This window comes from Kutzneria buriramensis (genome assembly GCF_003387475.1).
In the GTDB taxonomy this organism is placed as follows: domain Bacteria; phylum Actinomycetota; class Actinomycetes; order Mycobacteriales; family Pseudonocardiaceae; genus Kutzneria; species Kutzneria buriramensis.
On record NZ_QUNO01000004.1, the window covers coordinates 35619 to 50776 of the forward strand.

11 protein-coding genes and 1 pseudogene are annotated in these 15158 nt (G+C 70.9%); 3 read left to right on the forward strand and 9 right to left on the reverse strand.

Annotated elements, in window-relative coordinates:
• Positions 1 to 32: 32 nt before the first annotated feature.
• The 3 genes from mctP to BCF44_RS12125 form a co-directional block, all read right to left on the reverse strand.
• A complete protein-coding gene (gene mctP / locus BCF44_RS12115) occupies positions 33 to 1688 on the reverse strand; it encodes a monocarboxylate uptake permease MctP (protein WP_116174353.1) in 1656 nt (551 codons plus the stop codon).
• A complete protein-coding gene (locus BCF44_RS12120) occupies positions 1685 to 1894 on the reverse strand; it encodes a DUF3311 domain-containing protein (RefSeq protein WP_116174354.1) in 210 nt (69 codons plus the stop codon). Before BCF44_RS12120 ends, mctP begins: the two co-directional genes overlap by 4 nt.
• A gap of 108 nt (positions 1895 to 2002) precedes the next feature.
• Positions 2003 to 3706, reverse strand: coding sequence for a M4 family metallopeptidase (locus BCF44_RS12125; RefSeq protein WP_116174355.1), 1704 nt, complete (start codon positions 3704 to 3706; stop codon positions 2003 to 2005).
• 100 nt (positions 3707 to 3806) lie between these two features.
• On the opposite strand from BCF44_RS12125, the gene BCF44_RS12130 reads away from it, so the two are divergent.
• Positions 3807 to 5081: a hypothetical protein gene (locus tag BCF44_RS12130; RefSeq protein ID WP_116174356.1), complete on the forward strand. Its 1275-nt coding sequence runs from the start codon at positions 3807 to 3809 to the stop codon at positions 5079 to 5081.
• A 137-nt stretch (positions 5082 to 5218) separates the two neighbouring features.
• On the forward strand, positions 5219 to 6115 hold the full coding sequence (locus tag BCF44_RS12135; RefSeq protein WP_116174357.1) for a septum formation family protein: 897 nt from the start codon (positions 5219 to 5221) through the stop codon (positions 6113 to 6115).
• Between the two features lie 9 nt (positions 6116 to 6124).
• On the opposite strand, the gene BCF44_RS55430 is transcribed toward BCF44_RS12135, so the two are convergent.
• From BCF44_RS55430 to BCF44_RS12160, 6 genes and pseudogenes are all read right to left on the reverse strand, one after another.
• Positions 6125 to 6274: a hypothetical protein gene (locus BCF44_RS55430; protein ID WP_170217512.1), complete on the reverse strand. Its 150-nt coding sequence runs from the start codon at positions 6272 to 6274 to the stop codon at positions 6125 to 6127.
• Positions 6275 to 6557: 283 nt separating this feature from the next.
• Positions 6558 to 8369 carry a phosphoenolpyruvate carboxykinase (GTP) gene (locus BCF44_RS12140; protein ID WP_116174358.1) on the reverse strand — a complete coding sequence of 604 codons (1812 nt, stop codon included), beginning with the start codon at positions 8367 to 8369 and terminating at the stop codon, positions 6558 to 6560.
• Positions 8370 to 9503: 1134 nt separating this feature from the next.
• The gene (locus BCF44_RS12145) at positions 9504 to 10157 is read right to left on the reverse strand and encodes a hypothetical protein (protein ID WP_116174359.1); all 654 of its coding nucleotides are present in this window, start codon (positions 10155 to 10157) and stop codon (positions 9504 to 9506) included.
• A gap of 71 nt (positions 10158 to 10228) precedes the next feature.
• Entirely contained in the window at positions 10229 to 12040 is a 1812-nt protein-coding gene (locus BCF44_RS12150; RefSeq protein ID WP_116174360.1) for a dynamin family protein, read from the reverse strand.
• A pseudogene (gene grpE / locus BCF44_RS12155) lies at positions 12037 to 12348 on the reverse strand (nucleotide exchange factor GrpE); the annotation flags it as partial. The gene BCF44_RS12150 and the pseudogene grpE, both read right to left, overlap by 4 nt.
• Positions 12332 to 13867, reverse strand: a complete 1536-nt coding sequence (locus BCF44_RS12160) for a dynamin family protein (protein ID WP_116174361.1) — start codon at positions 13865 to 13867, stop codon at positions 12332 to 12334. The gene BCF44_RS12160 and the pseudogene grpE, both read right to left, overlap by 17 nt.
• Positions 13868 to 13959: 92 nt before the next feature.
• Here BCF44_RS12160 and BCF44_RS12165 point away from each other — a divergent pair, with 92 nt between their 5' ends.
• A complete protein-coding gene (locus BCF44_RS12165) occupies positions 13960 to 15156 on the forward strand; it encodes a sensor histidine kinase (protein ID WP_211353025.1) in 1197 nt (398 codons plus the stop codon).
• Positions 15157 to 15158: the final 2 nt, after the last annotated feature.

Here is a 15158-nt window from a genome sequence, read left to right on the forward strand (position 1 = left end):
CACAGGAGTCGCGCGGAACGCGCGGCAAAAACTCAGTGGACCGCGATCTCCTTCAGCTTCGGGTGACCCTCGTCGGCGTCGTAGTCCTCGTGGTTGGTGGCGTCGAGGCCGTTGAACCACTTGGCCTGGCGGGCGATCACCGTGACGATGACGGCCACGACCAGGTTGGCGATCAGCGCCACCGCGCCGACGTAGATCTGCACCGCCGAGCCGGCGAACGGGTGCCAGCCGAACAGCGACAGATTGCCGGTGGCCAGCGCCGAGCCGCCGAAGTGGGCGTGCCCGTTGGCCGCGTTGGGGATGGTGTAGAGCAGGTACAGGCCCCAGCCCATGCCGACGATCCAGCCGGCGACCAGGCCCCACCGGTGCAGCCAGCGGGTGTACAGGGCGATGGCCACCGAGGGCAGCGTCTGGAGGATGATCACGCCGCCGATGAGCTGGAGGTCGATGGAGAACTGCGGGTCCACGAACAGCACGAAGGCGACCGCGCCGAACTTCACCACCAGCGAGGCGAGCTTGGCCTGGGTGGCCTCCTGCTTGGGGGTGGCGTCCCGCTTGAAGTACTCCTTGTAGATGTTGCGGGTCCACAGGTTGGCCGCGGCGATGGACATGATCGCGGCCGGCACCAGCGCGCCGATGCCGATGGCGGCGAAGGCGATGCCGGCGAACCAGGCCGGGAACTGCTGGCCGAACAGCACCGGCACGATGGTGTTGGAGTCCGGCTTGCCGGTCGCCTGGTTGACGATCGGCTTGGCCCCGGACACCAGCGCCACGTAGCCGAGCAGCGCGAGCAGGCCCAGCACCAGCGAGTAGGCCGGCAGCGCGACCATGTTCTTCTTGATCACGGTCCGGCTCTTGGACGCCAGGATGCCGGTCACCGAGTGCGGGTACAGGAACAGCGCCAGCGCCGAGCCCAGGGCCAGGGTGGCGTACTGGAGCTGGTTGGTCGGGCCGAGGATGATCGAGCCGGTGGGCTTGCCGGTGGCCGGGTTGGGCTTGGCCAGCGTGGCGGCGGCCTGGTCGAAGATGTGGCCCCAGCCGCCGAGCTTGGACGGCAGGTAGACGATCGCGACGATGATCACCAGGTAGATCAGCGCGTCCTTGACGAACGCGATCAGCGCCGGCGCCCGCAGGCCGGACTGGTAGGTGTACAGCGCCAGGATGACGAAGGCGATGAACAGCGGCAGGTGGCCGAGCAGGCCGCTGCCGTTGACGCCCATGGTCCGCAGCACCGACTCCAGGCCGACCAGCTGCAGCGCGATGTACGGCATGGTGGCGACGATGCCGGTGATGGCGACCAGCAGCGCCAGCAGCGACGAGCCGTAGCGGCCGCGCACGAAGTCGGCGGGGGTGACGTAGCCGTGCATCCGGGACACCGACCACATCCGCTGCAACGGCAGGAACACGATCGGGTAGAGCACGACGGTGTAGGGCAGGGCGTAGAAGCCGAGCGCGCCGGCGCCGAAGATCAGCGCGGGCACGGCGACGAAGGTGTACGCCGTGTACAGGTCGCCGCCGACCAGGAACCAGGTGACCCAGGAGCCGAACTTGCGGCCACCCAGGCCCCACTCGTCGAGGTGGTCCAGCGTGTTGCCGGCCTGCCAGCGCGACGCCATGAAGCCCATGACGGCGACCAGCACGAACAGCACCAGGAAGACGACGAGTTCGACGACTTGCGACGTGGTCATCGCTTCTCACCCCGGCTCTTGGCGTAGACGATCCCGACGCAGATCACGCCGACCGGCACGAACAGGAACTGGTACCAGTAGAAGAACGGCAGGCCGAACACCCGGGGCCCGTCGGAGTTGAACCAGGGCGTGATCAGCATCAGCAGGGGGACCAGCAGCAACAGGTTCCACGGGTTCCACCGCCGTGGTGGCGGTTCAGTCGGCATGACATCCTCCCGGCGTAGCGGATGAAGCGGATGTTAAGCCGAGATGATCGTGATCGCCCCGATCAGTTGTAACAATTGCGACCCGTTGGGGGGATCCCTCACTTCCCGTCACCGGGGTGCTTGATCCAACTGGGTGGCCGTGACGGCCGCCGCGACCTGGGCGCAGTCGTCCGCGGTGATGCCGGCGACGCCGGCGTCCTGGTTGGCCCGACAGGACACCGCCAGCGCGTTGCCCAGGTCCTGGAACGTCGCCCTCGGCGTGAGCAGGTTCTCCACGCCGAACCACACCTGCACGGCCTTGGCCACGCCGAGGCCCCGGACGTTCTGGCCGTTGAAGCCGGCGCCGTCGGTGATCAGGAAGGCCGCCTTGTTCACCACGCCGTCGTTGGCGTGCGGGTCGGGGTTGCTGCTCACCCAGAACGGGCCGTTGACCCGGTCGGGCTGCTGGAACCGCTGCGGGTTGCGCATGTCCCGGATCGCGCCGATGGCCGAGCCGGCGCCGATCAGCCAGCGGTTCGCGGCGCTGTCGTTGGGGTCGCCGGTGGTGATGCCGATGAACTTGCCGAACACGTCGGACATGCCCTCGTTCAACGCGTCGGCCAGGCCGCCCTGGAGACCGGAGGTGTGCTGGGTGACGCCGTGGGTGAGCTCGTGCCCGGTGATGTCCTCGGTGGTCACGCCCTCGCCGAAGGCCATCTGCTCGCCGTCCCAGAAGGCGTTGAGGAACGGGCAGCGCTCGCCGACCATGCAGATCCGCACGGTGCCGCGGATGGCCTTGCCGGTGCCGTCGCCGTAGTCGGCGCCGATCAGGGAGGTCAGGTCCAGGCCGGTGAACCGCGCGTAGAAGTTCTGGGCGTCGCCGAAGAACTTGAACACGGTCCCGACGTCGCCGGCCGACGAGCCGCCGTTCTCGGTGCGGACCAGCGGGAACGCCGCGCCGCAGCGCACCGAGGCCAGGCTGCCGCTGACGAACCGCCGCCGCGCGTCGCAGACGTCCCGGTTGACTGCCTCCCGGGTCTCCGACCAGGACTGCACCACGTCGGTGCGGTTGGCACCGACCACCATGGACCACTGCTGGTCGGCCCGCGTGCCCCGGATGTGCACCACGTAGACCGGTTTGGCCGCGGCCGTCCCGGGCACGCCGCCGAGCGTCGGGTCCCACCAGTACTGCTCGGTCGACTGCACGCTCAGGTCGGTGGCCTTGAGCTTCTTGGCGTCGGCGGTCGCGGAGACCGCCTTCTGACCGGCGGCACGCAGAGTCTGCGACGGGTCGACGGGAAAGTCGCCGGAGCGGGCGCTGGTGGTCTTGCCGACGGCGCTGACCAGGGAGCCGTCCTTGCCGAGGGCCTGCACGATCTGGCCGCCGAACACCGGCCTGCCGCCGATCGTCTGCTGGTAGCGCAGGATCGTGCCGAACGGCACCGGACGGATGTCAGTCAGCCGCAGCGAGGCCGGGTCCACTCGCCAGACCTGGGCGATCTCGGCCAGGTGGGACTGCCCGGCGGAGGCGGGGGAGCTGCCGGCGGTCGAAGGCAGCGGGGTCTGCGGCAGCATGCCGACCACGCGCCCGGTGGCGTCGGTCTGCACGGTGATCTGCGACTGCGCCGCGGTGCCCGGCACCGGCGAGGACGGGGCCGAGGTCGGCGGCGGGCCGGGCAGCGGCACCGCGGGCGGGTCGTCGCCGCCGGTCAAGGAGTGCGCAAACGCTTCCACCTTGTTGCTCGGAGTGGCCACGGCGACCAGGACACCGGCGGCGATCAGCACGGCCGCGCCGACGATCGCCACGTCACCGATCATGCCTCTGCGTGCCATCGGTGTGACCCTCCGCGAGAAACCCGACTACTTGCCGTATTGCTCTACGCACGGATGCACGAGACTCGTTCACGTGGCGATTACGAATAAACTTCACGTATTGGCCCCTACCGTCCTGGCGCTGACCCTGCTCAGTCCGGCCGTGGCGCAGGCCGACCCGACCGCCCAGTGCCTCAACCCGAACGCCAAGATCACCGTCGAGGAGCAGCGGCTCACCGCGACCATGCCGGCCGGCGGCCCCGCCGTCGGCCCCACCCTGGTCACCCAGGCCGGCTTCGACCCGCTGGTCGGCGCCTACCTCCAACAGCTGTGCGCGGCGAAGTCCACGTCCGCCGCGCGCCAGTTGGTGACCGCCGCAGGCGACAACCTCTGGCAGACCGCCGTCGACCGCGCCCAGGGCCGCCGCCCCGGCATGGGCACGCTCGACACCCACGACGACCGGCCGCTGTACTGGGCCCGCCTCCAGATGAGCAAGGACCTGAGGCAGTGGCAGCCGAAGTTCGCCCTGTCGGCTGCCGACCGCACGTCCCTGCTCACCGCGCTGGACCACGGCTCCCGCGGCCTGGACTCGGACCGGCTGCCGGCCGGCGCCGGCGTCAGGAAGGTCATGGTCAGCGGCTTCGACCCGTTCGAGTTGGACGGCGACGGCGTGCGCATCTCCAACCCGGCCGGCGCGGCCGCCCTCGCGCTGGACGGCCTGACCGTCAGCACGCCGAACGGCCCGGCGGTGGTGCAGGCGGTCAGCTTCCCGGTCGTCTGGGGCTACTTCGACCAGGGCATCGTCGAGGCGGCCTACGGCGCCGCCATCAAGGACGCGACGCACCGGCCGGACATGGTCGTGACGATCAGCCAGGGCCGGCCGGGCCAGTTCGACATCGAGCGGTGGGCCGGCGACTGGCGCGGCGGCTTCCCCGACAACAACAACGCCAGCTCGACCGGCCCGGTGCCGGCGGCCGCGGGCTGGCCGCAGCCGGCCGACCAGTTCATCGAGACCACGCTGCCGTACCAGCAGATGCAGGCCACGCCGACCGGCAGCTACCCGGTGAACTTCGACCTGCTGTTCTGCGTCTGGTCGGACAGCACCCACCCGGGCACCGGCCAGCAGGTGTGCCGCACCGACGCGCCCAAGCCGGGGGAGGTCGCCGCGCAGGGCGGCGGCGGTGACTACCTGTCCAACGAGAGCATGTACCGGGCCAACCGGGTGCGGCTGGGCCTGGGCGCGACCGCGGTCCGCGGCGGCCACCTGCACACCCCCGTACTGGGCGAACCGGCTGGTCCGACCGCGCTGACCGATGCCGCCTTCGAGGGGCGGCGCACCGCGATCGTGAACCAGACAGTGGCACTGGTCACGGCCGCCGCGAGTGCTTTGAGCTGATCCGGGGTAGTCGACCTGGGGGATGCCCGGTTCGGCCCGTACGGCAGAGTCGGAGCATCCCTCAGGTCATTGCCAGGTTGGCACCCGGTTGAGCCGGTACGGTCGAGCGACCGATACCCGAACGGACGAGGAGTGTGATGGTGCGGCGGGGCTGGTTGGCGGTCATCGTGCTGGCGCTCGGCTTGGTGAGCGCCTGCGGCAGACCGGCCGCGGACCCTGCCGCCAGGCTGACGGCCACGCCCAGCTCGCCCAGCAACTCGGCCGGGCTGGCGCCGGTGCCGATGCCGCAGGTGGACAGCGGCGGCGTCAGCCGGGACAAGCTGCCGGCCGTCGGCGACTGCATCGACGCCGACCACAAGACCGTCGCCTGCACCACGCCGCACCAGGGCGAGGTGACGCTGATGGGGGACCTGCCCGACGGGCTGCCGGACGCTCTGCCCGACGACACCACCATGACCCGCTCGGCGCTGCCGCCCTGCCGGGACTCGCTCGCCGACTACCTCAAGAGCAAGGACGCCGACGCCACCGACATCCAGGCGTGGGCGTTCTGGCCGCAGGCCGACGCCTGGACGAAGGGCGAGCGGTGGCTGGTCTGCGCGGCGACCCAGATCGACTCGGCCGGCAACCCCGTCACCATGACCGGGTCGCTGCGTGACGGCCTGGCCGGCGGCGGTTTCGCCCGCTACCAGACGTGCACCGTGAGCTCGCCGTCGCGCGACGAGACCCTGCGGTTCGGGCCCTGCGACAAGCCGCATCTGGGCGAGGCGATGCCAGGGGTGCAGGCGCTGGGCCGGTCCACCGACGCCATGCCGGCGACGGACGTGATCAACCAGATCGCCCGCAACCGCTGCTCGTCGGAGCTGGCCAGCTACCTGGGCACGTCGTCGCGGACGGACGTCACCTACACCTGGCGCGCGCCGGACACCCGGCAGGCGTGGGCGCAGGGGTACACCAATCTGATCTGTTACGCCGAGGCTGCCCGCTCGGTCGGCGCGCGCCTGCAGGGGATCGGGAACGGTCCCCTGCCGCGCTGACCAACTGCGTCAGAGCTCGGACCGGTCGTCGCCGACGGTGGCGACAGCGGTCACGCCGTCGCCGTCGGAAGTCTTCTGGGCGGATCTGGACAACGCGATGATCGCCATGGGCAGGGCGGTCGCCGCGAGCGCCAGCATCGCCAACGCCGCGAAAATCACGTCACACCTCCTCGTATGAGAGGAGGACGCCGCAGCGCCCGCGCCGGTTGCTCACTCGTCCGGCGGACACGCGAGGCCGCACCGGTGCTTGGCCCGGTTGTCGCATTTCGAGGGCCGCCGGCCGACGCGCCCACCACCGAGCCCACGCGGCCCTCGAAATGCGGCAAGGGCCGGGCGCCGGCTTAGGAGCGGCCTCGCCCCGCGCGGAACGCGCGGCAAAAGCACGGAACGGCCGGTGAGGGTCGCATCATTGGGACCCTCACCGGCCGAAGTCTTCCCGGGATCAGCCCAGGCGCTGCTTCAGGGCCTCGAACTCGTCACGCAGCGAGGTCGGCAGCTTGTCGCCGATCTTGGTGAACCACTGCTCGATCAGCGGCAGCTCCGCCCGCCACTCCTCGGCGTCGAAGTCCAGCGCGGCGGCGATGTCCTCGGCCGGCGCGTCCAGGCCGGACAGGTCGAGGTCGGCCGGCGTCGGCACGTGGCCGATCGGCGTCTCCTCGGCGGCGGCCTTGCCCTCGATGCGCTCGATGGCCCACTTCAGCACGCGGCTGTTCTCGCCGAATCCCGGCCAGAGGAAGCGCTTGTCGTCGCCGCGGCGGAACCAGTTCACGTAGAAGATCTTGGGCAGCTTCTCCGCGTTGGCGTTCTTGCCCAGCTGGATCCAGTGGTTGAAGTAGTCGCCGGCGTGATAGCCGATGAACGGCAGCATGGCCATCGGGTCGCGGCGCACCACGCCGACCTGGCCGACGGCCGCGGCGGTGGTCTCGCTGGACAGCGTCGCGCCCATGAACACGCCGTGCTGCCAGTCGCGGGACTCGGTGATCAGCGGCACCGTGGTGGCGCGGCGGCCGCCGAAGAAGATCGCCGAGATCGGCACGCCCTTGGGGTCGTCCCACTCCGGCGCCAGGATCGGGCACTGCTGCATCGGCGTGCAGTAGCGGGAGTTCGGGTGCGAGGAGAGCTCCGTCGACTCCGGCGTCCAGTCCTGCTTCTTCCACGAGGTGAGGTGCGCGGGCTTCTCGCCCATGCCCTCCCACCAGATGTCGCCGTCGTCGGTCAGCGCCACGTTGGTGAACACCGAGTTGCCGCGCTCGATGGTCCGCATGGCGTTGGGGTTGGTGTGGTAGTCGGTGCCCGGCGCGACGCCGAAGAAGCCGTACTCCGGGTTCACCGCGTACAGCCGGCCGTCCTCGCCGAACCGCATCCACGCGATGTCGTCGCCGAGCGTCTCCACCCGCCAGCCGGGGATGGTCGGCTCCAGCATCGCCAGGTTGGTCTTGCCGCAGGCCGACGGGAAGGCGGCCGCGATGTAGTGGACCTTGTTCTCCGGCGAGATCAGCTTGAGGATCAGCATGTGCTCGGCGAGCCAGCCCTCGTCGCGGGCCATCACCGAGGCGATCCGCAGCGAGTAGCACTTCTTGCCCAGCAGCGCGTTGCCACCGTAGCCCGAGCCGAACGACCAGATCGTCCGCTCCTCGGGGAAGTGGGTGATGTACTTCGTGTCGTTGCACGGCCACGGCACGTCGGCCTGGCCCGGCTCGAGCGGCGCGCCCACGGAATGCAGGGCCTGCACGAACTCGGCGTCGTCGGTGAAGCGGGCCAACGCCTTCTCGCCCATACGGGTCATGATGCGCATCGAGGCGACGACGTATTCGGAATCGGTGATCTCCACGCCCAGCATGGGTTTGTCGGCCGACAGCGGCCCCATGCAGAACGGAATCACGTACATCGTGCGACCACGCATGCAGCCCCGGTAGAGGTCGAGCATGATGGCCTTCATCTCGGCCGGCTCCATCCAGTTGTTCGTCGGGCCCGAGTCGGCCGGGTCGACGGAACAGATGAAGGTGCGCTCCTCGACGCGGGCCACGTCGTTGGGGTCCGACGCCGCCCAGTAGGAGTTGGGCTTCTTCTTGAGCGGGACGAAGGTGCCCGCCTCGACCAGCGCCGCGTTGATCCGCGCCGACTCCTCCTCGGAGCCGTCCACCCAGACCACCCGGTCCGGAGTGGTCAGCTCCGCCACTTCCTGCACCCAGGTCAGGAGCCGTGCGTTGGTGGTCGGTGCCTGGTCGAGACCGGGGATGGTCAGTGCGGTCATCTCGTCTCCTGCCCTGGGGTCTGCCGGACGAAAGCACAAGGGACGCCGCTGTCCCGGATGTGCAGACGACGGCGTCCTCATGGAAATGCGGAACACACCCGGCGGCGTCCGGGTGTGAGGTTTAGGGGATGCCCAACTGTATCCGGGTTACACAGCGGTGGCCGACCGTTCACCTGTCAGCCACCTCACATAAGCGATCAAGGAATCGATTCAGCACTCTTTTTGAGCAGGCTCGAGGCACAAAAAGGGATCGATGAGAGCGCTTCCAGTGTGTAACGGCGGTCACTCCGGAATCGTTTCTGAATACCTATTGGTTCAGACCATAACGGACCACGTGGATCGGGCCGGCGAAATGGTAGCCCAAAATGAGACATCCCCGACACCAGACGGTATCGAGGCTGTGTCCGGGCTTACGGGAGACGCAGCCCACGAGCTGTTGCGGCGGAGCCGGACGACCGCCCCTACCGGCGGGTAGGGTCGGGCCGGACGAGGTCACCGGCTGCGGAGCCGATCCGGACAATAACCCGCGAATCGCCCTCGCTCGGACCGCCCGTGGACCGACTCGACGGCCGCCGCCGATCGCCCGCACTCCATCAGCCGACTCGCCAGCCGCCGACTTGATGGCCGCGGCCGATCGCCCCGTCGATCAGACCCGCTCGCCGGCCGCCGAAACTGGCGCGGACCATCGCCCGCCGCCATGTCCGATCGCGCCGCCCACTCGCCTCGATCAGGACCGCTCACCAACCGCCGAAACTGGCGCGGACCATCGCCCGCCGCCATGTCCGATCGCGCCGCCCACTCGCCTCGATCAGGACCGCTCACCAACCGCCGAAACTGGCGCGGACCATCGCCCGCCGCCGTGCCCGATCGCGCCGCCCACTCGCCTCGATCAGGACCGCTCACCAACCGCCGAAACTGGCGCGGACCATCGCCCGCCGCCGTGCCCGATCGCGCCGCCCACTCGCCTCGATCAGGACCGCTCACCAACCGCCGAAACTGGCGCGGACCATCGCCCGCCGCCGTGCCCGATCGCGCCGCCCACTCGCCTCGATCAGGACCGCTCACCAACCGCCGAAACTAACGCCGGCCAGTGCCGGTCGGCGCGCCCGATCGGCTCCAGCTGATCGCTCTCGATCAGGTCCACTCGCCGGTCGCCGAGTCCGTGCGGACCGCCTGCTGGCCGCCCTGCTGCTCGCCGCCCCACGACTGGTCGTCCGCGCCGAACTCCGCGAAGCCCTGGCCGTCCCGCTGGTACACCCCGCCCGCGTCGATATGGCCGCGCTCGATCTCGGTCCACTGGTGCTCGCCGGTGTGCTCGGAGATGGTGACCTGCCCCTTGGCGTCGATCTCCATCGAGTAGTCGGCCTTGCCGTCGCCGTCGGCGTCCGTGTACAGCCACGTGTTGCCGTCGGCGTCGGTGACGACCGCGGTGTCGTTGTGCCCGCTGTTGGTGGTGTCGGCGGTGGCCGGCCCGACGTTCTGCTCACCGTGCGGGGTGTCAACGGTGATCGACCCGTTGCCGCCGCCCTGGGTCCACTTCCCGCTGGCCGCGTCGTAGTGCGACTGCCCGATCTGGTGGCCGTCGGCGTCGTACCTGGTGGCCAGGTCGGCGGTGCCGTCGTGGTCGGTGTCGGTGTAGGCGACGTGCCCGCCGTCGTCGCCGTCCACCTCGGCGGTGTCGAGGGTGCCGTCGTGGTGGTAACTCTCGGTCTCCGCGGCGGTGTACTCGTGCCCGTCGACCTCGATCTTCAGCTCGTGACCGTCGGCCGCACCGTTGTCGATGTACACCGCGCTACCCCCGTCTTCACCGGTTCTTGCTGGTTGGACTCACGGTAGGGCGGATCGGTTCCCACAACCAGTCAGCCGCGGTCCCGCAGCTGCCGCAGGGTGGTCAGCAGCGCCTCGCCACGGTCCCGAGCGGCGGTGACGTCGGCGAGCTGCCCGGCGACGGCCTGCTGCTGCCGGGTCCGTTCGGCGGCGTCGAGGCGCAGCGCCTTGTCGACCTCGCGGAGCTCCTCCTCGATCGCCTCGATACGGCCGGTCAGCGCCTCGTCCAGCGCGAGCGACAGCTGACCCTCGGCGTCGATGAGCTGCTCGGACACGAGCTGGTCGAGGGTGGAGCGGGCGTCGGCGAGGGCATCGGAGAGCCACTGGCGCATGTGCTGCTTGTCGGCAAGGTGCTTGCGGGTGCGGGCCATCCAGTAGCCGGCGCCGAGGCCGAGCACGATCGTCACGGGAAGCACGATCGGGTTCAGGGCGGCGACGCCGATGCCGGCCAGCGGCAGTGCGGCGATGCGGCCGGCGCCGAGTCCACCGGAGACGCCCATGAACACCAGCAGCCGGTCCTCGGCGGTCGCCGTCCGCTTCTCGGGGGCCCTCAGCACGACGGGCGGCTGCCCGCCGCGCGCGAACTGGGCCCGGATCACGGCCATCTCCGGTACCGAGAACAGCTCGGCGAGGGCGGCGTCGGCGGCGCGACCGAGCCGGTCGGCGAGCACGGCGTTGATACGGGCGGAGATCACCTGCAACGCGGCGTCCACCTGCTGCGGCAGCGCCGCGAGAGCCTCCTTGTCGGCGCTGTCGATCGTCTGCCGGAACCAGGCCTGCGCGTCCCGGACCTGCCGGCTGACCTCGTGCAGCGACTCCAGCCGCGCCCGCTGGATCTCGGTGCGCAGCTTGACCTGCCAGCTCCGGGTCGACGACTTGCGCTCGGCGGCCAGCTTGTCGCGGCGGGCCCGCAGCGCATCGGCCTCGTCGTGGCCGGTCTCCAGCGCCCGCGCCGACGATTCGAGCCGGGCGACGACCTCGCCGATGGCGGTGGTCAACGTCCGCAGGGCGTTGGCCTCGGCCAACATCAGCGACCGTCCGACGACCAGCTCCTGCACGGCCACCTGAAGATCGCCGACGCCGGACTTCTCGCGCAGCATCGCCGCGGCAGCGGGATTCGGGGCCTTCGCGGCCATCTCGAACATCCGCGCCGACACCGGATGGAACTTCGCGGCGGCGAAGCGCGGCGCGTGCTCGGCCAGCAGCCGACGGTCCGCGTCCAGGATCTCGCGCCAGCCCCGGAACTGGTCCACCTTGGTCAGCGCGAACACCACCGTCTCGACGCGTTCGCCGACACCGGCGAGGAAATCCAGCTCCCCCTTGGTGAACGGCGCGGAGGCGTCCACCACGAACAGCAGGGCGGTGGCCGTCGCGGCGGCCTCGGCGGCCAGCTCGCCGTGCATGGAGTTGAGCCCGCCGACGCCAGGAGTGTCCACAACGGACAGACGCGCCAGCAACGGGATCGGGGCCTCGACCTCGATGTGCCGGGGCGGCTGCTGCTCGCCGCCGGTGATCCAGCGGCCGAGCTCCTCGACGGGGATGTCGATCGGCTCGGCATAGCAGGCGCGCGCCGCCCACGTCTCGCCGTGCCGCAGCACGAGGTAGCTCGCGGTGGCCACGTCGGCGTCCACGGGCGACAGCCCCGGCGTTGCGATCAGGGCGTTGACCAGGGAGCTCTTGCCGCGGTTGGTCTCGCCGACGACCACCACCGACGGCGTGGCGTCCCGCCGGGCGAGCAGTCGCTCGATCTGGTCGGCGGCCCGGCCGTCGTGGTCGCGGAGCAGCGTCGCCAGGCGCTCGCGGGCCTGTTTGACCAGCTGCGGCAGTTGCGGGGTCGGCGTCATGACTGTCCTACGTAGACGATCACGATCGGCGCCCGCAGCGACTGGCCGCGGTCGGTGAAGCCGGGCACCTCGGTCTCGGCGATCAGCCCCACCAGCGCCGGGTCGTCGGTCGGCGCGGTGCCGCCGGCCTCGTGCACGGCCGGGTCGAACCGCTCGCCGTCGGGCCGGACCGCCCGCACACCGACCTCGGCGAGCCCCTGCTCCAGCCGCGCCACCACGCCGGCGCTGCGGGCCCGGTCCAGCGCGTACAGGCACATCCCGATCAGTGCCCGGCGCTCGGCGAGTGCCTGCTCAGCCTCCACTGGCCCCCCTCAGTTGCTGCCAGATGAGGAAATATGCCCGGTGCACCACGTGCGCGACCCGGCTTTGCGCCGGAGTGGCCCCGAACGAGGCGAACGAGCGCCACCAGCCGGCCCGCTCCAGGGCATAGGCGACGAGCTCGTGCGGCGGCCGGCCGACCAGGCCCAGCTGCTCGGGAATGCTGGCGGAGCCGCCGACCCGCAGGACCTCCTCGGCCAGGTCGTCGGGCATCGACACGGCATTCGCGGTGATCAACGTCAGCGCTTCGAGGAGTCGGAGCTGGTGAGCCTCGGGACGGCCGAGCAGCTGCTCGATGGCGTCGTGCACCCGCCGCCGCTCGCCCGGATCGGCCGCGGCCAGCGCCGTCACCGAGGCGAGCGCGGCCGCCGCCTTGATCCCGTCGGCGCGGGCCCGGAACACGGCGTCCAGCTTCGCGCGGACGTCGGCGAGCCCGGAGGCGTCGAGCAGGACACGCCGCAACGCCCCGGCCGTGATCTCCGGCTCGGCGCGGATGGCCCGCACCGCGTGGCCGACGCCGTACAGGTCGAGCTTGGTCAGCAGCCGGGCGCGGGTCGTCGCCGGCACCGGGCACTCCCAGGTGGTGAACAGGTCCGCCGACATCAACATCGTCTGCCAGCTGTCCTCGTCGACCTCGGCCAGCTCGCGCAGGGCATCGGCGTCGGCCGAGGTGAACGCCCCCGACTCGGCGGACTCGGCCAGCAGCCCGATCACCGGCAGCACATCGGCCACCCGCGGTTTCAACGTCGCGGCCTGCCGGCCGGCGAGGAGCGCGGCCGCCTGCCACACGTCGCCGTCCGAGCCCGTGACGGATTCCGGCGGGATCGTGTCGGCCTTGTTCAGTACGGCGATGGCGTTGACCGGGCCGGCGTCGCGGCCGGCGGTGGCCGCAGTGAACGCCCGCAGCGTCTCCTGGTCGTCGGCGCGGACGGTCTGCGTGAAGACGTAGAGCACCGCCTCCGCGCCGGCGACCGCGTCCCGCGACACCTGGTCCAGCAGCTTCTCGGTCCGCGCCACCGATTCCGAGTCCAGCGACCCGAGCCCCGGCGTGTCGATCACGGTGAGTTCCCGCAGCACCTCGTTGGTGAGGTACGCCTCCAGGTGCGACACCGTCCGGACGTCCGCGTCCAGCTCCGCGGGGATCATGCCGTCCGGGTCGAAGGGCAGCACCCGCCGCGAGCCGTCCACGCCGACGACCTCGATTCGGTCCACCGCGCCGTACTGGAACCGGGTCACCAGCCGGGTGGTCTCGCCGATGCCCACCGGCGCGACACGCCGCCCGATCAGGGCGTTGACCAGCGTGGACTTGCCGGACTTGAGCCGCCCGGCGACGGCCACCTGGAGCGGCGCCGACAGCCGCCGGACCACCTCGTCGAAGCCCGCGGCGGTGGCCGGGCCGACCTGCGGCCGCAGCGTGTGCGCCAACCGCGCCACCGCGGCCGACAGCGGCCCGGCCAGGGAGGAGGTCACCAGGCAGATGGTGCCATGCCGGCGATGTGGATCACTCATTCTGGGGTAGTAGCTGTCTGTGGTACCCCAGGGCGACGCTGCGGCCGGGGCACCGAACATAGGCTGGGCCCGTGCGACGGCTGAGCCTGTGGATGCGTGCTCACCCGGTGGTCGGGGACACCCTGATCGCCGGGCTGATCGGCATTCCCGACCTGCTGAGCACCGTCGCGAACCTGGGCGGCACGCCGCGCGGTGTGTACCTGCTGGTGGGCCTGTTCCTGTGGGGACCGCTGATCTTCCGGCGGGCCCGGCCCAAGCTGACCAGCAACATCATCCTGGTCGCGGCGTTCGTGCAGCTGGTCACCCACAACGTGACGCACGGCGAGTACGGGATCATGGAAGGCGTGCCGGTGCGGCCGGCCGACTTCGCGCTCGGCATCGCGCTGTACACGATGGTCGCCTACGTGGGCCGCCGGCAGGGCCTGATCTACGCGGCCTGGCTTCTGCTCGGCACCGTGCTGTGGGAGGTCTGGCGGATCCAGGACCCGCCCGAGGTGGCCATCAGCTTCTTCATGGTCGTCTGCATCTTCGGCTTCTGCTGGGCGGTCGGCGAGTTCGTCGGCGCCCGCCGCGCGCTCAACGCCGAGTTGCTGGAACGGCTGAAGCTGCTGGAGGTCGAGCGCGACCAGCAGGCCAGGATCGCCGTCGCCGACGAACGCACCCGGATCGCCCGCGAGCTGCACGACGTCGTCGCGCACGCGGTGAGCGTGATGGTGGTGCAGGCCGACGGCGCCGCCTACGCGCTGCAATCGGATCCGCAGATGGCGCAGCTGGCGCTGTCCACGATCTCCGACACCGGACGGCAGGCGCTGGGCGAGCTGCGCCGGCTGCTCGGCCTGATGCGCAACGAGTCCGACAGCGAGACCGACCGGCTGCCGCAGCCGGACACCAGCTCGCTGCCGCAGCTGGCCGAGCAGGTCCGCACCGCCGGCCTGCCGGTGAGCCTGACGCTGCGCGGCGACCTGGGCGACCTGCCCGCTGGCGTCGGGCTTTCGGTGTACCGCATCGTGCAGGAGGCGCTGACCAACTCGCTCAAGCACGCCGGCGGCAGCGCGTCCGCGGACGTGTTCGTGACCAGGGCCGAGGACCGGATCGACGTGGTGGTGGACGACAACGGCTTCGGCACGCCGCGCGAGCTGGCCGGCATGTCCGGCGGCAACGGGCTGATCGGCATGCGGGAGCGGGCCGGAGTGCTCGGCGGCAGCCTGGAGGCCGGGCCGCGGCCGGGCGGCGGCTGGCGCGTCCACGCCGTGCTGCCGGTCGGCGCCGCGCAGGGACCCCTAGTCTGATG